Raw genomic sequence first — 18,634 nt, 5'->3', positions numbered from 1 at the left:
CGATTCGCATGGAATGCAAGGCTTGAGGCTCAAAATAACCGATTCTTATCTCAATCCATCCCGCAGCGAGCTATTGGCACGCCTTCGTACCGAGAACTTCAAGCTTGGTGAGCTTGCCGGTCAGCACGAAGTCGCCATAATCCATGGTGAGGTCGCGCGTGATGCCGTTCTCGTAGAGTTTAAAGGACATGCGGTAGACGGGTATAGCGTCGCCCGTGGACTTTTCGTTGAAATAAGCCACGGTCACCGGCCAGAAAGGTGTCTTGGAGAAGGCGCCAGCCTTGTCTGCATCGGGATCGTCCGTTGCCGGCGTCTGCTCCTTACCCACGACGGTGGTCGCGATCAGCGGCTTGTCGCCGTCATCCGAACCATCGAAAACCTGTGCCTCAAAGAAATTCTTGCCGAGCTTCGCATTATGAATGATGTCGAGCATGTGCTCCGTCGGGAAGCGGCTCTCGATGATCTGGACCTGCTTGTTATGCGGCTGCGTGAGGTCGACCTTGATGCCCTTCTGGTCGTCGCTTGCCGCACCACGCACATCCTTGTCGAGCTGGCTGTCGGTATAGGATTTGGTTTCGAAGCGGAACAGGCGCTTGCCGAGATCCTCGAAAGTCGTCGTCTGCTGGTCGCTGACGCGCGTTGAGTCACCCGTATCGATCTTCGTCACGAAACGGAAATTGGTGGTGAATCCGGTGCAATCGGAGCCTTCGAACTCATAGACCATGCGGCCGACCATGCCGGAAATGCCGGAGCGGTCAGAGGCATCCTTCAGTTCGAGATCATAGACGGCGCGATGCGCGATCAGCCCGCTCGGACCGGCCGCATAGGCTGCCGAGGTTCCCAGTGACAGAATGCTCAGGCCCGAAACGACGGTAGCAGCAAGACTCGAGCGGAACATTCATTATCTCCTGTTGGACTCGCACGCGATGTTATAAGAACGCTTTCGGCTGAAACGAGGCTGCCGATCCTAAGTGACGGAATTTAGTCTTGATGCCGGATTTTTGAAGTTTTTACAACAAAACGGGAGATGAATAATGTCCGACGCTATCGAGGGCCGCCTGAAGGAACTCGGCATCGTTCTGCCGCAAGCTGCAGCTCCGGCCGCCAATTACGTTCCCTATGTCATCAGCGGCAATCTTCTGTATCTGTCGGGCCAGCTGCCGATGGAAAACGGCAAGATCGGCGTGACGGGCCATCTCGGCAAGGACGTCGACGTGGCCGCCGGCCAGCGGGCGGCAGAGCTCTGCGCCATCAATATTCTCGCTCAGGCTAAAGCTGCCCTCGGCGGCGATCTCGGCCGGATCAAGCGGCTGATCAAGCTCAACGGCTTCGTCGCCTCGACACCCGATTTCGTCGAACAACACCTTGTGATCAACGGCGCATCCAATCTTCTGGCAAACGTGCTTGGCGAAGCCGGCAAGCATGCCCGCGCCGCCGTCGGCATGGCCGCCCTGCCGCTCAATGCCGCGGTTGAAATCGATGCCATTCTGGAAATTGCATAATGAGCAAGCTTGCCTGGTTGACCGAGCGTCCCGTCGCTCACCGCGGCTATCACGACATGAACAAGGAGGTTTGGGAGAATACGCTCTCGGCCTTCAGCCGCGCCATCGAGGCGGGTTTTGCCATCGAATGCGACCTGCACTACGCCTCGGACGGCGTTCCGGTGGTCTTCCATGACGACGACCTCCAGCGCGTCTGCAATCTGCCGGGCGAAGTGCGCGAACGCACTTCCGCCGAGCTCGGTCTGCTGTCGGTCGGCGGCACCAAGGACAAGATCCCGACGCTGAAGCAGCTCCTGCAGCTTTGCGGCGGCAAGGTGCCGCTGGTGCTGGAGCTCAAGGGACGCGAAGGCGATGACGATGGCTTTGCGGAATCCGTGCTCGAAGTGCTGGAAGGCTACAAGGGGCATGTAGCGCTGATGAGTTTCGACCATTGGCTGCTGAAGGATCTTAAAAGCCTGGAAGCGCCCTACCCTGTGGGACTGACCGCTGAAGGAAACAAGCCTGAGACGTTTTTTCAGCATGACGAAGCCATGCATCTTGGGTTAGACTTCATTTCGTACTTCTACGGCCACCTGCCGAACCCCTTTGTTACGGCGCAACGCCAGCGCGGTATTCCGGTCATCACCTGGACCGTGCGCGACGAAGCGGCCCGCAAACATACATTTGCCAATGCAGACCAGATGACCTTCGAAGGTTTTGATCCGCGCCTGGCCTCGTAAATCGGCATCGATTGAAGGAGAGGCTTTGCGCATACCCAAATTGCCGCTGCGCCGACGGCACGCCCATCGGGCGGAGGCGCAGCGGTGAGAGCCCCTCTCTTCCTTCCAAGCGCAAGACCTTGATGACAGACGAATTATCCATTCGAGTCGAACGATCCTTCAAGAACATCGCCCCGGAGAGCTGGTCCAAGCTCGCCGGAGCGTCCAGAACCGGCACCGTCCTGCCCTACAATCCCTTTGTCTCGCACGCCTTCCTCTCATCGCTGGAGGAGTCCGGCTCCGCAACCGACAAGACGGGATGGCTCGGCAATCATCTGCTGCTCGAAACCGACGGCGGCGAATTGCTTGGTGCCGTCGCGGGCTACCTGAAGAGCCATAGCCAGGGCGAATATGTCTTCGACCACGGCTGGGCCGATGCCTTCGAACGGGCCGGCGGCCGTTATTATCCGAAGCTGCAGTGCTCCATTCCCTTCACGCCCGCCACCGGACCGCGACTGCTCGTCGCCGAGGGACAGGATCGGACCGTGCTGCAGCCGGCGCTTGCCGAGAGCCTCAAAGAGGTCACCCGACAGCTCGGCGTTTCCTCGGCGCACATCACCTTCTTGCCGGAAGACGAGGTTTCGGTTTTCGAAACCGACGGCTATCTGCATCGCACCGACCAGCAGTTCCACTTCATCAACGAGGGTTACGCCGATCACGACGCTTTCCTGGAGACGCTGGCATCGCGCAAGCGCAAGGCGCTAAAGAAGGAACGGCGCGCGGCGGTCGAGCACGGCATCACCATCGACTGGCTGACCGGCAGCGATCTGACCGAAGGCCTATGGGACCAGTTCTTCGCCTTCTATATGGATACAGGCAGCCGCAAATGGGGCCGCCCCTACCTCACGCGGAAATTCTATTCGCTGATCGGCGAGCGTATGCCTGACGATATCCTGCTCGTCATGGCGAAGCGTGAGGGACGTTACATCGCCGGCGCCATCAACTTCATCGGCGGCGAGACGCTTTACGGCCGCCATTGGGGATGCATCGAGGATCATCCCTTCCTGCATTTCGAAGTCTGCTATCATCAGGCGATCGATTTTGCGCTGAGCAAAGGCTTGAAGCGCGTGGAAGCCGGAGCACAGGGCGAGCACAAGCTGGCGCGCGGCTATCTTCCCGTCATCACGCATTCCGCGCATTATATCGGCCATCAGGGTCTGCGGCGCGCCGTCGCCGACTACCTAGAGCATGAGCGGGAACAAGTGGAGGAGATGAGCGAAATTCTTACAGAGCACAGTCCCTTCCGCAAGGGTGAGCGGCAGGATATCTAACCGTTCGGCATAAACACAAACGCAAGACGAGGAGACACTGGATGACCAGCCCCGCCTATGACGACAACAATATCTTCGCGAAGATCCTGAAAGGCGAGATCCCTTCCTACCGCGTCTACGAGGATGAGCACACAGTCGCCTTCATGGACGTGATGCCGCAGTCGCCGGGCCATACGCTTGTCGTGCCGAAGGCACCCTCGCGCAATATTTTCGATGCCGATCCGGCCGCGCTGCAGCATGCTATCACGGTGGTACAAAAGATCGCCGTGGCCGTTCGGGACGCCTTCGACGCGGACGGCGTCTATATCGCGCAGTTCAACGAGCCCCCCGCGGGACAAACCGTCTTCCATCTGCATTTCCACGTTATCCCACGCATCGAGGGCGTCGCGCTGAAGCCGCATTCGGGCAAGATGGAGGATGGCGCTGTGCTGGCGGAAAACGCAAGGAAGATCATCGAAGCGCTGGCGTGATGCGCTGAGATCCTCAAGTCTTCTCTGAGGTTTTCCTCATAACCATATAAAAACGGCTGCATTATCTCTAATGCAGCCGTTTCATTTTTCTCAAATCGCCGAGCGGCGACTACTTACGCGGAACCTTCGGAACCGTGCCGCCGCCCTTGCGCGGCGACTTGCCTTCGGACTCGTCGCTTTCGCTCGACGTCGAAGCCTTGGCCGAGCGGCGGCTGTCAGCTGCCGTTGCAGCCTTGCCGACGCGGCTTCTGGCCTTGACGGTGGTGTCGCCGTCATCCTCTTCCACCTCGGTCGGCACATCGCCCACTTCGGCTTCCGGCTTCGGCCGGATCGGAGCGGTGTCGGCGATCGCTTCGAGCAGGATGCCGGTCGAGCCGTCTTCCTTCTTGCCGACGGTGACGTTGACGACGCCGCCCTTCTTCAGCTTGCCGAAGAGGATTTCATTGGCCAGCGGCTTCTTGATGCTTTCCTGGATGACGCGCGCCAGCGGACGGGCACCCATCTTGTCGTCGTAGCCCTTCTCGGACAGCCATGCGATGGCGTCCTCGTGCAGGTCAAAGGTAACGTTCCGTTCGGAAAGCTGCGCTTCCAGCTGCATGATGAACTTCTGCACGACCTTGTGGATAACGGTCGTCGGCAGCGGCGCGAAGGGAATGACAGCATCCAGACGGTTGCGGAACTCCGGGGTGAACAGGCGGTTGAGAGCCTCTTCATCCTCGCCCGTACGCTTGGACGAACCGAAGCCGATCGCGGCCTTGGCCATTTCCGAAGCGCCCGCATTGGTCGTCATGATCAGGATGACGTTGCGGAAGTCGATCTTCTTGCCGTTATGGTCTGTCAGCGCGCCATGGTCCATGACCTGCAGCAGGATATTGAAGATATCCGGATGCGCCTTCTCGATTTCGTCGAGCAGAACCACGCTGTGCGGATGCTGATCGACGCCATCAGTCAGCAGACCGCCCTGGTCGAAGCCGACATAGCCGGGAGGTGCACCGAGCAGACGAGAAACCGTATGGCGCTCCATGTATTCCGACATATCGAAGCGTAGCAGTTCGACGCCGAGCGACGAAGCAAGCTGCTTGGCGACTTCCGTCTTGCCGACGCCTGTCGGGCCGGAGAAGACGTAGCAGCCGATCGGCTTGTTCGGTTCGCGCAGGCCGGCACGTGCCAGCTTGATCGAGGTCGACAGTGCTTCGATCGCCGTATCCTGGCCGTAGACGACCGAACGCAGTTCCTGCTCGAGATTGGCGAGCACCATCTCGTCATCCTTGGAAACCGTCTTCGGCGGAATGCGGGCCATGGTCGCAATCGTCGCTTCGATCTCCTTTTCGGTGATCAGCTTGCGGCGCTTGGACGGCGGCAGCAGCATTTGGGCCGCACCAGTCTCGTCGATCACGTCGATCGCCTTATCCGGTAGCTTGCGGTCGGAGATATAGCGCGCCGACAGCTCGACAGCCGTCTTGATGGCGTCATTCGAGTAGCGCAGGTGATGGTACTCTTCGAAATAGGGCTTCAGGCCCTTCATGATTTCGATGGCATCCTCGATGCTCGGCTCATTGACGTCGATCTTCTGGAAGCGGCGGACGAGCGCCCGGTCCTTCTCGAAGAACTGACGATATTCCTTGTAGGTGGTCGAACCGATGCAACGGATCGCTCCTGAGGAAAGGGCCGGCTTCAGCAGGTTCGATGCATCCATCGCGCCGCCGGAGGTGGCGCCTGCACCGATGACGGTGTGGATTTCGTCGATGAACAGTACAGCGCCCGGATACTCTTCGAGTTCCTTGACGACCTGCTTCAGGCGCTCTTCAAAATCGCCGCGATAACGGGTGCCGGCAAGCAGCGTGCCCATATCGAGCGAAAAGATCGTGGCATCGGCCAGAGCTTCGGGAACCTTGCCCTCGACGATCCGCTTGGCAAGACCTTCGGCAATCGCCGTCTTACCCACGCCGGGGTCGCCGACGTAGAGCGGGTTGTTCTTCGAGCGGCGGCACAGCACCTGGATGGTGCGGTTGACCTCGGAATTGCGGCCGATCAGCGGATCGATCTTGCCGTTCTTGGCCTTCTCGTTGAGGTTGACGCAATAGGCCTTCAGCGCGTCCTGCTGCTTCTTGCCATTGCCCTCCTCCTGCTCGCCGCGGGAAGTCGGCTTGCTTTCGGATTCGCTTTCCTCGGCGCCGCGCGGCGTGCGGGTCTGGGAGGAACCCGGGCGCTTGCCGATGCCGTGCGAGATATAGTTGACCGCGTCATAGCGGGTCATTTCCTGCTCCTGCAGGAAAAAGGCAGCATGGCTTTCCCGTTCCGCGAAAATCGCGACGAGAACATTGGCGCCCGTCACTTCCTCGCGGCCGGAAGATTGCACATGGATCACGGCGCGCTGGATGACGCGCTGGAAGCCTGAGGTCGGCTTCGAGTCCTCATCATAGCCCGTGACCAGGTTGGAGAGTTCATTATCGACGTATTCAGTCAGAGTCTTACGGAGCGCGTCGAGATCAACATTGCACGCGCCCATGACAGCTGCGGCATCGGCGTCGTCTACCAGCGCCAAAAGCAGATGTTCCAGCGTGGCATACTCGTGATGCCGCTCGTTCGCGTAGGTCAGTGCCTGATGCAGCGCCTTCTCAAGACTAGGCGAAAATGTTGGCACGTTCAGATCCTCACTTCTTTTCCATAACACATTGCAGCGGATGCTGGTGCTGCCGGGCAAAGTCCATCACCTGGCTCACCTTCGTTTCGGCTACTTCATATGTATATATCCCGCACTCACCCACGCCGTGGTTGTGGACATGAAGCATAATGCGGGTGGCACCTTCTAGATCCTTTTGGAAGAAACGCTCCAGGATATGGATCACGAAGTCCATGGGCGTATAGTCGTCATTCAGAAGCAGCACGCGGTACAGGTTCGGTTTTTTGGTCTTGGGCTTGGTCCGCGTGATAACCGAGGTCCCACGGTTTCCGTTGTCCCCGTTCCTTTCGCTGTTGTTTTGCATCCGGATCGGCTCAGCGATCATTTCATTCATTCCTCAAATCATCCGGCAGAAGCTATCGCATTCCGACTTGGCACTGGGTTGGTTTCTTCATTTGGTCGGGCCGGATATCCGAACCTCTAACTTAGTTCATATTGGCGTGATTTTAAGCCCCTTGCGGGACACTGCAATCACAATTCGCTGACAAAGGGGGCTGCGGCCAAAAAAGTCGCTGCATATCGCCACATCCGGTTGGGCGCGTCAAAACGCAAAAGACCGGCCACGCATCGCGCAGCCGGTCTTTCCGGAAATTTTGCCTTTCGGCGAAAGTTTAAGCGGCGGTCGCCGTTGCTGTTGCCTTGTTGGCAGCCTTCGTCGCAGCCGCGACCGGCGCTTCGTAAGGCTTGTAGGCAGTCTTGGCGAGATCGGCATACATTTCGCCAAGCTTGGTGGCTTCGGCAACGAAGTTTTCGTAGGAAGACTTCACATAGCTGCTCTGCAGTTCGAAGGCAGCCTCGAAGCTCTTGACGCCGGCGAGCGTTTCGAAGTGTGCAACACCATCCTGGAAAGACTTCTTGGAGTATTCAGCGGCTTCGGCAGCAATTGCCTGAAAGCCCTTGGTGACATCGGAATAGCTCTTCAGCGCCGTGTCCATGGCTTCCTTGCCCTTCTTGTTCGCTTCATCGAAATTGAACATGCTTCTCCGTCCCTTGTTGGCCGGCCGGCGGCCGGTTTACAGGGATAAAGGTTAAATGCGACGCACAATTAGTCAAGTAGTCTTGTGCGACGCAATATCTTCCTTTGGTTGCATTTTAAATGACAGCGCGGTGTCGAAGATAATGGGTGCGCCGCATCATTCTGTTTTTCCTAATATATATCATCGCGCCTGCAACCACAGGCTTTGATTAAAATATCGGCAATTGGCCAGAAAGAAGCCGCCCGAGATCAGAACGGCGGTGGAATGATCAAATGGGCAAACACCAAAGAAAAAGGCCGCATTTCAATGAAATACGGCCCGCATATTCGATCACCATACGAGATAGATGGAATCAGAGATCGACGTCCAGAATGGCCATCGAGAAATTATAGGAACGGTCGCCATCCTCGTCATCGATATAGACGACACCCAGAAATTCTTCGCCGAGATAGACTTCCGCAGAATCGTTCTTGCGCGGGCGGGCCTTCACTACGACCTGCGGGTTGAACGTGCGCTTGAAATAGGCGTCGAGTTTCTTGATTTCTTCAGGCTTCACAATGCTTCTCCGTGAGGATCTCGGTTGGCCGCTTCTTGCATAGGAAAAGCGGCAGTGTAAAGACCGGAACCGCGCATAGCTATCCAACGGCAGCGCAAGCCTCGGAAAATCGGACTAGAACTTCCTAAAGCGTGTCGCGATCTTTTGGATTCGCTTCTTGCGCTTTAGGTCTTTGATTGGGGCATGTCGTTGTCGCAAAACCGCTGCACACTTTTGCGCGACATGCTTTAGATTCCTGCACCCATGATCTGATCTACGATCAATTGCTCGGCCAGGAGCTGGTCCATCGAGCGAGACGGTTCCGAACACCCTGCTTCTCCGACCACCTTGGCCGGCACGCCTGCAACGGTCGTCTTGGCGGGCACTTCCTTCAGCACCACCGAGCCGGCGGCGATGCGCGAGCAATGGCCGATCTGGATATTGCCCAGGATCTTGGCGCCCGCCCCGATCAAAACGCCATGGGCGATCTTCGGATGGCGGTCGCTGCCCTCCTTGCCGGTGCCGCCGAGCGTGACCCCGTGTAGGATCGAGACGTTGTCGCCGATGACTGCCGTTTCGCCCACGACGAGGCCGGTCGCGTGATCAAGGAAGATACCCTTGCCGATGCGCGCCGCCGGATTGATGTCAGTCTGGAAAACGCTGGAGGAGCGGCTCTGCAGATAGAGCGCAAAATCGCGGCGGCCGCGATTATGGAGCCAATGCGCAAGCCGGTGCGTCTGCAGCGCATGAAAGCCCTTGAAATAGAGCACAGGCTCCAAGAACCGCAGGCAGGCGGGATCGCGATCATAGACGGCCTGGATATCGACACGGAGGATAGATCCCCATTCCGGCCAGTCGGCCAGCATTTCTTCAAATGTCTGCCGCAAAAGGATGGCCTGCAGGTCCGGATGGTCGAGCCGCTCGCAGATGCGATAGATGACGCATTCTTCCAGCGAACGATGGTTTATGATCGTCGAATAGAGGAAAGCGGCAAGGAGAGGGTCCCTTTCGGCAGCGGTGCGCGCTTCCTCGCGCATGCTGTCCCAGATCGGGTCCATGACCTTCACTGCGCCCAAGCCTTCTACCTGGCGAATATCCGTTGCTGCGACCATTGGCGGTCTCCCGATTTTCTGTCAGGGCTGCATTATATAGAATAAAAGCCACGCAACACAAATGGGTTGGTCGCAGATGAATTTCGAGCATGACTTTGCCGGCGGTCTCATTCAAGCGACATGCAGCGACGCCATGGGGACGATTGTGATCAGCAACCCCGACAGAAAGAATGCGGTGACGGCTGCCATGTGGCGCGCCATCCCGCAGGCCGTGCGCATTCTGACCGATGAAGCCCATGCACATGTGATTGTTCTGCGCGGCATGGGCGCGGATTTTTCGGCCGGCGCCGATATCAGCGAATTCGACAGCGTACGCAAGAACTCCGAGACCGCGGTCGCCTATGAGGCGCTGAACAGCCAGGCATTCGAGGCTATGCGTCACTGCCGCGTGCCGACGATCGCCGCAATCCGCGGCATCTGCTATGGCGGCGGCTTCGGGCTTGCCGCCGCCTGCGATCTGCGGATTGCCGAACGGGGCGCGCGATTCTGCGTGCCCGCCGCCCGCCTCGGCATCGCCTATCCCGCCGACGCCGTGCAGGACATCGTCAACGCGCTCGGAGCGCAGATGACCAAGGTCACGCTCTTCACCGGCGCGCCCATGTCTGGCGAGAAGATGGTTGCAGCCGGCTTTCTTCTGGAGGAAATCGACGCAGAGGTGTTCGATGGCGAAGTATCCGCCCTCGCCCATGCCATCGCCGCCAATGCGCCAATCGCGCTGCACGCTTCGAAACTCGCGATCCGGGCCGTCATCGAGCAGGATGGGGACCTTCTGCGCGAAGCGGAAGTGATCGGCGCCGAGACGTTCGACAGCGCCGATTATGCCGAGGGCCGCGCTGCCTTTGCAGAGCGGCGGAAGCCACACTTCACCGGCAAGTGACTTAGCGCTTGCCGAGACGCTGATAAAATTCGAGAACCGCCGCTTTGAAGATCTTGTCGCCGACGGCGAGCATGTGATCGCGGTTCGGTATGTCGATGGCCTCGGCGTTCGGCATCAATGCGGCCAGTTCCTGGCCCGAGCCGGCGATATCGTCCTTGGTGCCGACGGCGACCAGGGTCGGCGCCTCGATCCTTGCCACATCTTCCCTCGACGCCAGATCGCGTGAGCCTTGGATGCAGGCGGCCAGCGCCTGCCGATCGCTTTTCGTCTGTTCGGCAAAGGCGCGGAACATGCGCCCGCGTGCATGGGTGACATCATCGAGCGACGGCGCCACCAGCGCGTCCGCAATCGGATCCCAATCGCCGACGCCCTCGACCATGCCGATGCCGAGACCGCCGAGAACCAGCGAGCGGACGCGATCCGGATGAGCGATCGCCATGAAGGTCGAAACACGGGCACCCATGGAATAACCCATAATATGCGCCTCGGGGATGCCCAGATGATCGAGAAGGGCGACGGCATCCTCTGCCATGATCCATGGATGGTAGACATCGGCATCATAGAGCTTATCGCTCGAGCCGTGGCCACGGTTGTCGATGGCGATCACGCGATAGCCCGCCTCGCCGAGCGTCTTCAGCCAGCCCGGATTGACCCAGTTGGCAATCGCAGTGGAAGCGAAGCCGTGAATCAACAGCACTGGCGGGCCGCTCGGATCGCCATCATCGAAAAAGGCAAGCTTCAATCCGTCTCTGATGAAATGGGACATCGGGGGAGCATTGAGATTCATGGCGTCGTCTTCATAAACTGGGTCCTGTTGGCGCCGGACCATATTTTATCGGCGATATCAAATGAACCCTATGCCTGCGAAAATCTCTGTCTCAAGCCGGACTTTCGCACTACACAATCGGGAAGAAGGATTATAAAGAGGAGCTACCAAGTCTGGCGCAACATTCATGCCGCTCACGGCAAGACGCATTCGGAGATCATCATGGCCGGCCATAATATTCCCCATTTCCAGAACGACGGCGGACACCGCGTCATCGAAATCGGCGTAAAGGAATTCATGTGCACCGGCGCTTCGGTTCCCTATGATCATCCGCACATCTTCATCGACCTCGGCGACGAGAGCGAAAAGGTCTGCTCCTACTGCTCGACGCTGTACCGCTACAATCCGTCGCTGAAGGCGGACCAGACCAACCCGGCCGGCTGCGTCTTCCACTTCAAGGCGGCGTGACGCCTTAGAGTCCGATCGGACATAAAGAAATGCCGATCAAAGCAGCCGCAATCATCGGCGCCGGAATAGCCGGATTGACGGCGGCGCTGGCGCTGGCGAGACACGGGATTGCCTCCGACATTTTCGAACAGGCGGAGGTACTGACCGAAGTGGGCGCCGGCCTGCAGATTTCACCGAATGCTTCCCGCATCCTCGATACGCTCGGCGTGCTCGATGCGCTCAGACCGGTTTGGCTGGAGCCGGAGGAGGTCCGGCTCGTATCCGGCTCGTCGCTGCGGCCGGTTGCCTCCATTCCCTGTGGAAAATTTGCCCGAGAGCGGTGGGGTGCGCCCTATGGCGCCGCACATCGCGCGACCCTGCAAAAGGCGCTCCTCAATGCGGTGACGGCCAATGATTTATGCAGGCTGCACCTCGGCCGGCACATCGATATCAAGGACAAACAGACACTAGAAGAGAGCGCCGGAAGGGAATTCGATCTCGTCATCGGCGCAGACGGCGTGTGGTCGAAAGCGCGTACGATGGTGCCCGGTGCGCCCTCGCCGCTCTTCTCCGGGAATATTGCCTGGCGCTTCTCCATCCCGCAGGCGGCGGCCCCGCCTCTGCTGGACAAGGCCAACGTCACGGCATTCCTCGGTCCTTCCAGCCACCTCGTCTGCTATCCCATCCGGGAAAATGCCGCCTTCAATATCGTCGCCATCGTCTCTGGCAGCAGCACCAGCCGCGATTGGGATGCGACCGGCAGCAAGGCGCAGCGTGAGCAGATGCTGCGTGGCTTTTCCGGCTGGAACAGTGCGATTCTGCAAATGCTGGAGGCTCAGGAGCAGACAAGCTTCTGGCCGCTCTACGAGATGAAGGACGGCCGGTGGCATAATGGCAGCGATACGATTCTGATCGGAGACGCTGCGCATGCGATGATGCCGTTTGCGGCGCAAGGCGCCGCCATGGCGATCGAGGATGCCTTCGAGCTTGGCGGGCTGCTTTCCGCGCGCTCGCCGACAGAAGCCTTCGAACTCTATGAAAAGCATCGGGCGCCACGGATTGCGCGCCTGAGGCAGCGCGCCGCCTTCAATCAATTTGCCTATCATGCCCGCGGCCCGATTCGGATCGCGCGTGACCTCGTTCTCTCCCTCCGTCCGCCGCAAAGCCTCGCGGCGGACATGGACTGGATCTACGGCTACCGCGCCATCGGTTGATCAAACCTCTTTGGCGGCGGCAAAGCCCTTTTCGATATCCGCCTTGAGATCCGGCACGTCTTCGAGACCAATCTGCAGGCGGATAACCGGCCCTTCCGTCGGGACCTTGGTGACGCGCCGGTCGTTGAGATTGACGTGCAGGGCCAGGCTTTCGAAACCACCCCAGGAATAGCCGAGAGCGAAAATCCGCAAGGCATCGAGGAAGGCATGCGCCTTCGCCTTGAATTTCTGTGGCTCGTCGACAGCCAGAACGAAGGAGAAAATCCCGCTCGCACCCTTGAAATCACGCTTCCAGAGTTCGTGGCTGGGGAAGCTCGGCAAAGCCGGATTCAAGACGCGCGCGACCTCCTCCCTACCCTCGAGCCACTGGGCGATCGCAAGCGCGCTTTCCTGATGGCGATCCAGGCGCACGCCCATGGTGCGCAAGCCGCGCAGCACCTGGTAGGCGTCGTCAGGCGCACCGCAAAGGCCGAGCTGACCGTGAGCGTCCAGCAACCGCTTCCAATGCGTCTCGTTGGCGGAAACCGTGCCCATCAAAATGTCGGAATGGCCGGCGGGGTATTTCGTCACGGCATGAATGGAAACGTCGACGCCATGGTCGAGCGGCTTGAAATAGAGCGGCGTTGCCCAGGTATTGTCCATGGTCACGACGCAGCCGTGACGATGAGCCGCCGCCGAGATTGCGGGGATATCCTGCACTTCGAAGGTGTTGGAACCCGGCGATTCCGTATGGACGAGCTTGGTGTTCGGCTTGATCAACCGCTCGATATCGGCGCCAACCGACGGATCGTAATAATCGACCTCAACGCCGAGGCGCTTCAGCATGGTATCGCAGAAGAAGCGCGTGGGACCATAGACCGAATCAACGATCAGCGCATGATCTCCGGCGGAGAGGTAGGCAAGAAGCGGCACCGTGACCGCCGCAAGCCCGGACGGCACGATGATCGTTCCCGCCGATCCTTCCAGCGCGTTCATTGCTTCGCATAGGGCATCCGTCGTCGGCGTACCGCGGGTTCCGTAGGTATATTTCTGGTCATGCGTCTCCATCACGCGCGCATTGGGAAACAGCACCGTCGAGGCACGTACGACAGGCGGATTAACGAAGCCGTGATAATCGAACGGCGAATTGCCGATATGGGACAAACGCGTATTGATGCCGGCGTTCGGCAGGTTTGTGTCTTTGTCTTTCATGTCAGGATATGCCTTTGGCGCTGTTGGAAGCTGGATTTGTGGCGACCAAGTCCAGTGGGGTCAACCCCGATCATTCCACCGCCGCACATTATTAGAAGGCTAAAATAACAAAAATGGCGACCAAAACCCCATTTTCGCGCAGATTTTTGGCAAACCACCGCTCATTTTGACGCCAAATGCCCAGTTTTCGGCCGCTCCTGGCGAAAATGCCGAATAAATCCGCAATAATTGGGGCGATCTCTTGACCGCTACACCATTTGCGACTGTGATAGCGCCACTCGCACCCGAAAAGGGAAGGAACGTGGTTCTCCAAGGACCTGTCGGGCAGCGATACAGTTTAACTATAAAACAAATAGACAAAGGTAGGGAAAATGAAAAAGATTGCTCTCTCCGCATTCCTCGGAGTCGCAGCCTTGGCTTACACCGCGTCCGGGGCCTCCGCCTCGACGCTGAGCGACGTAAAGGCCAAGGGCTTCGTGCAATGCGGCGTGAATCCTGCTCTTCTCGGCTTCGCGCAGCCGGATGCGTCCGGCAACTGGGCCGGCTTCGACATCGACTTCTGCAAGGCTGTGGCTTCGGCCGTATTCGGCGACCCGACCAAGGTGAAATACACCCCTCTCAGCGCCAAGGACCGTTTTACGGCGCTGCAGTCCGGCGAAATCGACCTGCTGTCGCGCAATACTACCTGGACGATCAACCGCGACACGGCGCTCGGCCTCAAGTTCCGCCCCGTCACCTATTATGACGGTCAGGGCTTCCTGGTTCACAAGGAGCTGAACGTGAAGTCGGCGCTCGAACTTTCCGGCGCGGCTATCTGCGTCCAGTCCGGCACGACGACCGAGCTCAATCTCGCCGATTATTTCAAGACCAACAACCTTCAGTATAATCCGGTGGTCTTCGACAAGCTCGAAGAAATCACGACGGCCTATGACTCCGGCCGTTGCGACGTCTTCACGACAGACCAGTCACAGCTTTATGCCGTACGCCTGACGTTGAAAAACCCGGACGATAACATCGTTCTGCCCGAGATCATCTCGAAGGAGCCACTTGGCCCGGCCGTTCGCCAGGGTGACGACCAGTGGTTCAACATCGTCAGCTGGACCGCCTATGCGCTCGTAAACGCCGAAGAATTCGGCATCACGCAGAAGAACGTCGACGAGATGAAGAATTCGGCCAACCCGGATATCAAGCGCTTTCTGGGCGCAGAGCAGGGCTCCACGATCGGCACCGACCTCGGCTTGACCAACGATTGGTCCTACAACATCATCAAGGGCGTCGGCAATTACGGCGAGATCTTCGAGCGTAACATCGGTGCAAACAGCCCGCTGAAGATCGCCCGCGGCCTCAACGCGCTGTGGAACAAGGGCGGCATTCAGTATGCACCTCCGGTGCGCTAATTCGCAAAGAGCCTAACTTTAAGAGAGAGGCGACTTCGCCTCTCTCCCCTCAAGAAAACAAGCCTGAACAGGCATATTGGGGAAAATTTCTATATGGCAATTACTGCAAACTCGCCTGAAGGCGAGCGTTCGGCCTTATCGGCAGCGCTGTACGATCCCAAAGTTCGGGGTGTGTTCTACCAGGCCGTCACGATTATCATCCTCGCGGCTTTCTGCTGGTTCATCGTCACGAATACGATGGACAATCTGCGCGCCTTGAACAGATCTTTCGGCTTCGACTTCCTCCAAGGCCGCGCCGGTTTCAATCTCGGCCAGGCGCTAATCCCCTATTCGAGCGATTCCACCAATACCAATGCGCTGCTCGTAGGCCTGCTCAACACGCTTCTGATATCGTTCGTGGGCATCATCGCCGCGACGATCGTCGGCTTCATCATCGGCATCGGCAGGCTTTCGCACAATTGGCTGATCGCGAAGCTTTCCCAGGCCTATGTCGAAATCTTCCGCAATATCCCGCCGCTGCTCGTCATCTTCTTCTGGTACAGCGGCGTTCTGGTATTGCTGCCGCAGGCGCGCGATGCCGTGCACCTGCCATTCTCCAGCTATCTCAGCAATCGCGGCCTTGCCTTCCCCAGCCCGATCTTCGGCGCGGGCATGTGGGCCGTGGGCATTGCTTTCCTCGTCGCCATTGCCGCCGTGTTCTTTGTGGCGCGCTGGGCCCACAAGCGTCAGGCGGCAACCGGTCAGCAATTCCACACGATCTGGGTGTCGATCGGCATATTGATCGGCTTGCCATTGGTGGTCTTCCTGGTGACCGGCATGCCGCTTTCCTTCGATTATCCCATCGCCGGCAAATTCAACCTGACGGGTGGTACGGTGATAAGTCCGGAGTTCCTTGCGCTTCTCCTCGCCCTTTCCCTTTACACCGCGTCCTATATTGCCGAGATCGTGCGCGCCGGCATTCGTGGCGTACCAAAGGGGCAGTCGGAAGCCGCAGGCGCGCTTGGTCTGCGGGCATCAGCCATCAACCGGCTGGTCATCATACCGCAGGCAATGCGCATCATCATTCCGCCGCTGACGAGCCAATATCTCAATCTGATCAAGAACTCGTCGCTTGCCATCGCCATCGGCTATGCCGATGTCGTCGCCGTCGGCGGCGTGATCCTCAACCAGTCCGGCCGAGCCGTCGAAATCGTCATCATCTGGATGGCCATCTATCTCATCCTGAGCATCGCAACGTCGCTGTTCATGAACTGGTTCAACGCCAAGATGGCTCTGGTGGAGAGATAAGATGTCGAGCGTAGATCAAAACTTCGTCAGCAAGACATTGCTTGTTGCGCAGCCGGCACCCGCCAGCGAAAGGGGCGCGTGGCACTGGTTGAAAAAGAACCTGTTTGCCACGCCAAAGGACATTGTTCTGACCTTGCTTGCTGTCGCCTTCCTTGCCTGGACGATACCGCATCTGGTCAACTGGCTGTTCATAAATGCAGTCTGGAGCGGCACAGACCGCACTTTCTGCGCCACTACGGTTCAAGGCGGAACCCAGCCGGATGGCTGGAACGCCGCCTGCTGGGCCTTCGTCCGCGCGAAATTCGTCGTCTTTATGTTCGGCCTCTATCCACCGGACGAGCGCTGGCGGCCGATACTGGTCTGCATCTTGATGGTCGCCAGCTTCGCACCGCTGCTGATGCCGTCCGTTCCCAGAAAGGGATTGAACGCAATTCTGGCATTCTTCGTGCTGCCGGTTATTTCGTTCTTCCTGCTTCATGGCGGTTTTGGCCTTGAAATAGTCGAAACGGAAAGGTGGGGCGGCCTGCTCGTAACGCTGGTGATTGCCTTCGTTGCGATCGCGGTCTCCTTCCCGTTCGGTATCCTGCTTGCGCTCGGCCGCCGCTCCAGGATGCCGGTCGTCCGCATGCTGTGCGTGGGCTTCATTGAAATCATCCGCGGCGTACCATTGATCACCGTGCTGTTTATGGCCAGCTATATGCTGCCGCTGTTCATGCCGCAGGGCTGGACTGTCGATAAGCTTTTGCGTGCCGTGGTCGGCGTTTCGATCTTCACCTCGGCCTATATGGCCGAAGTCATCCGCGGCGGTCTGCAGGCGATACCGAAGGGTCAATTCGAAGGAGCCGACTCACTCGGCCTTGGCTACTGGCAGAAAATGCGGCTGATCATTCTGCCGCAGGCGATCAAGCTGGTCATTCCTGGCATCGTCAACACCTATATCGGCATGTTCAAGGACACGTCGCTCGTGGCGATCATTGGCATGTTCGACCTGCTCGGCATCGTTCGTCAGAACTTCGCGGATGCCGCTTGGGCAAGCGCGGTGACGCCGGTGACGGGTCTTGTATTCGCCGGATTCGTTTTTTGGCTGTTCTGCTTCGGCATGTCGCGCTATTCAGGCTTTGTGGAACGCCATCTCGACACCGGCCACAAGCGATAAAATTGAGGGAAATAGAAAATGGCTGAAGCCCAATCGAAGAAAATGACCGTCTCCGAGACAGAGGTCGCGGTCGATATGATCAATTTGAACAAGTGGTATGGCGACTTCCACGTACTGCGCGATATCAATCTGAAGGTCATGCGCGGCGAGCGCATCGTCATTGCCGGCCCGTCCGGCTCGGGCAAATCGACGATGATCCGCTGCATCAACCGCCTGGAAGAGCACCAGAAGGGCCAGATCATCGTCGACGGCGTCGAGCTGACGAACGACCTGAAGAAGATCGACGAAGTGCGCCGCGAGGTCGGCATGGTGTTCCAGCACTTCAATCTCTTCCCGCACCTGACCATTCTGGAAAACTGCACGCTGGCGCCGATCTGGGTGCGCAAGATGCCGAAGAAGCAGGCAGAAGAGATCGCCATGCACTTCCTCAAGCGCGTCAAGATCCCCGAACAGGCAAAGAAATATCCGGGCCAGCTTTCCGGCGGGCAGCAGCAGCGCGTGGCGATCGCCCGCTCACTCTGCATGAACCCGAAGATCATGCTGTTCGACGAGCCGACGTCTGCACTCGATCCGGAAATGATCAAGGAAGTGCTCGACACCATGGTCGGCCTTGCCGAAGAAGGCATGACCATGCTGTGCGTGACCCACGAAATGGGCTTCGCCCGCCAGGTCGCCAACCGTGTCATCTTCATGGACCAGGGCCAGATCGTCGAACAGAATTCGCCGAAGGAATTCTTCGACAATCCCCAGCATGAGCGCACGAAGCTGTTCCTCAGCCAAATCCTGCACTGATACGGATCGATTGAATGAACAAGACCCGCCGCTGCACCGCAGCCGGCGGGTTTTTCATAGGCCGATTTCAGCGATCGCCATCGGCGTTACGCAGAGGGTATCGCGAGCTGTCTCCTCCTGATTACCGCCTGGCAATTGGCAGCGTGAGCAAGTCCTGTAGCGTTTCGCAAAAAACGAGATATATTCTTTGTCGCCGCTA

Annotated in this window: 19 protein-coding genes; 11 read left to right on the top strand and 8 right to left on the bottom strand. The window is 58.5% G+C overall.

Annotation, left to right across the window (positions count from 1 at the left end; all coding sequences use genetic code 11):
* Window positions 1-70: 70 nt before the first annotated feature.
* Entirely contained in the window at window positions 71-898 is an 828-nt protein-coding gene (locus AC13RM_RS13655; protein ID WP_374821742.1) for a cell envelope integrity EipB family protein, read from the bottom strand.
* Window positions 899-1,034: 136 nt separating this feature from the next.
* On the opposite strand from AC13RM_RS13655, the gene AC13RM_RS13650 reads away from it, so the two are divergent.
* The 4 genes from AC13RM_RS13650 to AC13RM_RS13635 all read left to right on the top strand — a co-directional run bounded on the left by AC13RM_RS13650 (window position 1,035) and on the right by AC13RM_RS13635 (window position 4,001).
* Window positions 1,035-1,502, top strand: coding sequence for a RidA family protein (locus tag AC13RM_RS13650; protein ID WP_113233402.1), 468 nt, complete (start codon window positions 1,035-1,037; stop codon window positions 1,500-1,502).
* Window positions 1,502-2,221 (top strand): glycerophosphodiester phosphodiesterase, encoded by a 720-nt coding sequence (locus tag AC13RM_RS13645; RefSeq protein WP_113233401.1) that lies wholly within the window; start codon window positions 1,502-1,504, stop codon window positions 2,219-2,221. Before AC13RM_RS13650 ends, AC13RM_RS13645 begins: the two co-directional genes overlap by 1 nt.
* Window positions 2,222-2,343: 122 nt before the next feature.
* On the top strand, window positions 2,344-3,531 hold the full coding sequence (locus AC13RM_RS13640; protein WP_113233400.1) for a GNAT family N-acetyltransferase: 1,188 nt from the start codon (window positions 2,344-2,346) through the stop codon (window positions 3,529-3,531).
* 41 nt (window positions 3,532-3,572) lie between these two features.
* On the top strand, window positions 3,573-4,001 hold the full coding sequence (locus AC13RM_RS13635) for an HIT family protein (RefSeq protein WP_374821747.1): 429 nt from the start codon (window positions 3,573-3,575) through the stop codon (window positions 3,999-4,001).
* A gap of 109 nt (window positions 4,002-4,110) precedes the next feature.
* Here AC13RM_RS13635 and clpA read toward each other — a convergent pair whose 3' ends face one another.
* The 5 genes from clpA to cysE form a co-directional block, all read right to left on the bottom strand.
* The gene (clpA, locus tag AC13RM_RS13630) at window positions 4,111-6,645 is read right to left on the bottom strand and encodes an ATP-dependent Clp protease ATP-binding subunit ClpA (RefSeq protein WP_285172744.1); all 2,535 of its coding nucleotides are present in this window, start codon (window positions 6,643-6,645) and stop codon (window positions 4,111-4,113) included.
* Between the two features lie 10 nt (window positions 6,646-6,655).
* Window positions 6,656-7,009 carry an ATP-dependent Clp protease adapter ClpS gene (clpS, locus tag AC13RM_RS13625; RefSeq protein ID WP_041677877.1) on the bottom strand — a complete coding sequence of 118 codons (354 nt, stop codon included), beginning with the start codon at window positions 7,007-7,009 and terminating at the stop codon, window positions 6,656-6,658.
* Between the two features lie 286 nt (window positions 7,010-7,295).
* A complete protein-coding gene (locus AC13RM_RS13620; RefSeq protein ID WP_285172745.1) occupies window positions 7,296-7,661 on the bottom strand; it encodes a phasin family protein in 366 nt (121 codons plus the stop codon).
* 352 nt (window positions 7,662-8,013) lie between these two features.
* Entirely contained in the window at window positions 8,014-8,217 is a 204-nt protein-coding gene (locus AC13RM_RS13615) for a DUF3126 family protein (RefSeq protein WP_015339784.1), read from the bottom strand.
* A 227-nt stretch (window positions 8,218-8,444) separates the two neighbouring features.
* Entirely contained in the window at window positions 8,445-9,308 is an 864-nt protein-coding gene (gene cysE / locus AC13RM_RS13610; RefSeq protein WP_113233396.1) for a serine O-acetyltransferase, read from the bottom strand.
* 76 nt (window positions 9,309-9,384) lie between these two features.
* On the opposite strand from cysE, the gene AC13RM_RS13605 reads away from it, so the two are divergent.
* Window positions 9,385-10,185, top strand: a complete 801-nt coding sequence (locus tag AC13RM_RS13605) for an enoyl-CoA hydratase-related protein (RefSeq protein WP_374821752.1) — start codon at window positions 9,385-9,387, stop codon at window positions 10,183-10,185.
* Between the two features lies 1 nt (window position 10,186).
* On the opposite strand, the gene AC13RM_RS13600 is transcribed toward AC13RM_RS13605, so the two are convergent.
* A complete protein-coding gene (locus AC13RM_RS13600; protein ID WP_374821755.1) occupies window positions 10,187-10,972 on the bottom strand; it encodes an alpha/beta fold hydrolase in 786 nt (261 codons plus the stop codon).
* A gap of 201 nt (window positions 10,973-11,173) precedes the next feature.
* Here AC13RM_RS13600 and AC13RM_RS13595 point away from each other — a divergent pair, with 201 nt between their 5' ends.
* Both AC13RM_RS13595 and AC13RM_RS13590 read left to right on the top strand, forming a co-directional pair.
* Window positions 11,174-11,419 (top strand): zinc-finger domain-containing protein, encoded by a 246-nt coding sequence (locus AC13RM_RS13595; RefSeq protein WP_047454665.1) that lies wholly within the window; start codon window positions 11,174-11,176, stop codon window positions 11,417-11,419.
* 29 nt (window positions 11,420-11,448) lie between these two features.
* Window positions 11,449-12,612, top strand: coding sequence for an FAD-dependent monooxygenase (locus AC13RM_RS13590; protein WP_488555184.1), 1,164 nt, complete (start codon window positions 11,449-11,451; stop codon window positions 12,610-12,612).
* Here AC13RM_RS13590 and AC13RM_RS13585 read toward each other — a convergent pair whose 3' ends face one another.
* Entirely contained in the window at window positions 12,613-13,803 is a 1,191-nt protein-coding gene (locus AC13RM_RS13585) for a cystathionine beta-lyase (protein WP_374821762.1), read from the bottom strand.
* 371 nt (window positions 13,804-14,174) lie between these two features.
* Here AC13RM_RS13585 and AC13RM_RS13580 point away from each other — a divergent pair, with 371 nt between their 5' ends.
* The 4 genes from AC13RM_RS13580 (at window position 14,175) to AC13RM_RS13565 (ending at window position 18,435) form a co-directional block, all read left to right on the top strand.
* A complete protein-coding gene (locus AC13RM_RS13580; RefSeq protein WP_113233392.1) occupies window positions 14,175-15,200 on the top strand; it encodes an amino acid ABC transporter substrate-binding protein in 1,026 nt (341 codons plus the stop codon).
* A gap of 93 nt (window positions 15,201-15,293) precedes the next feature.
* On the top strand, window positions 15,294-16,487 hold the full coding sequence (locus AC13RM_RS13575; RefSeq protein WP_374821765.1) for an amino acid ABC transporter permease: 1,194 nt from the start codon (window positions 15,294-15,296) through the stop codon (window positions 16,485-16,487).
* Window position 16,488: 1 nt separating this feature from the next.
* The gene (locus tag AC13RM_RS13570) at window positions 16,489-17,643 is read left to right on the top strand and encodes an amino acid ABC transporter permease (protein ID WP_285172749.1); all 1,155 of its coding nucleotides are present in this window, start codon (window positions 16,489-16,491) and stop codon (window positions 17,641-17,643) included.
* Window positions 17,644-17,661: 18 nt separating this feature from the next.
* Window positions 17,662-18,435 (top strand): amino acid ABC transporter ATP-binding protein, encoded by a 774-nt coding sequence (locus AC13RM_RS13565; RefSeq protein WP_113233389.1) that lies wholly within the window; start codon window positions 17,662-17,664, stop codon window positions 18,433-18,435.
* Window positions 18,436-18,634: the final 199 nt, after the last annotated feature.

This window comes from Martinezella sp. CNPSo 3732, from assembly GCF_057784515.1.
Note: the sequence above shows the minus strand (reverse complement) of the source record. Positions and strands in the feature narration are given on the sequence as shown.

Excerpts from the sequence above, each read along its gene's own strand:
- AC13RM_RS13655 (WP_374821742.1), bottom strand. The coding sequence starts at position 898 with ATGTTCCGCTCGAGTCTTGCTGCTACCGTCGTTTCGGGCCTGAGCATT.
- AC13RM_RS13650 (WP_113233402.1), top strand. The coding sequence starts at position 1,035 with ATGTCCGACGCTATCGAGGGCCGCCTGAAGGAACTCGGCATCGTTCTG.
- AC13RM_RS13645 (WP_113233401.1), top strand. The coding sequence starts at position 1,502 with ATGAGCAAGCTTGCCTGGTTGACCGAGCGTCCCGTCGCTCACCGCGGC.
- AC13RM_RS13640 (WP_113233400.1), top strand. The coding sequence starts at position 2,344 with ATGACAGACGAATTATCCATTCGAGTCGAACGATCCTTCAAGAACATC.
- AC13RM_RS13635 (WP_374821747.1), top strand. The coding sequence starts at position 3,573 with ATGACCAGCCCCGCCTATGACGACAACAATATCTTCGCGAAGATCCTG.
- clpS (WP_041677877.1), bottom strand. The coding sequence starts at position 7,009 with ATGATCGCTGAGCCGATCCGGATGCAAAACAACAGCGAAAGGAACGGG.
- AC13RM_RS13620 (WP_285172745.1), bottom strand. The coding sequence starts at position 7,661 with ATGTTCAATTTCGATGAAGCGAACAAGAAGGGCAAGGAAGCCATGGAC.
- cysE (WP_113233396.1), bottom strand. The coding sequence starts at position 9,308 with ATGGTCGCAGCAACGGATATTCGCCAGGTAGAAGGCTTGGGCGCAGTG.
- AC13RM_RS13605 (WP_374821752.1), top strand. The coding sequence starts at position 9,385 with ATGAATTTCGAGCATGACTTTGCCGGCGGTCTCATTCAAGCGACATGC.
- AC13RM_RS13600 (WP_374821755.1), bottom strand. The coding sequence starts at position 10,972 with ATGAATCTCAATGCTCCCCCGATGTCCCATTTCATCAGAGACGGATTG.
- AC13RM_RS13595 (WP_047454665.1), top strand. The coding sequence starts at position 11,174 with ATGGCCGGCCATAATATTCCCCATTTCCAGAACGACGGCGGACACCGC.
- AC13RM_RS13590 (WP_488555184.1), top strand. The coding sequence starts at position 11,449 with ATGCCGATCAAAGCAGCCGCAATCATCGGCGCCGGAATAGCCGGATTG.
- AC13RM_RS13585 (WP_374821762.1), bottom strand. The coding sequence starts at position 13,803 with ATGAAAGACAAAGACACAAACCTGCCGAACGCCGGCATCAATACGCGT.
- AC13RM_RS13580 (WP_113233392.1), top strand. The coding sequence starts at position 14,175 with ATGAAAAAGATTGCTCTCTCCGCATTCCTCGGAGTCGCAGCCTTGGCT.
- AC13RM_RS13575 (WP_374821765.1), top strand. The coding sequence starts at position 15,294 with ATGGCAATTACTGCAAACTCGCCTGAAGGCGAGCGTTCGGCCTTATCG.
- AC13RM_RS13570 (WP_285172749.1), top strand. The coding sequence starts at position 16,489 with ATGTCGAGCGTAGATCAAAACTTCGTCAGCAAGACATTGCTTGTTGCG.
- AC13RM_RS13565 (WP_113233389.1), top strand. The coding sequence starts at position 17,662 with ATGGCTGAAGCCCAATCGAAGAAAATGACCGTCTCCGAGACAGAGGTC.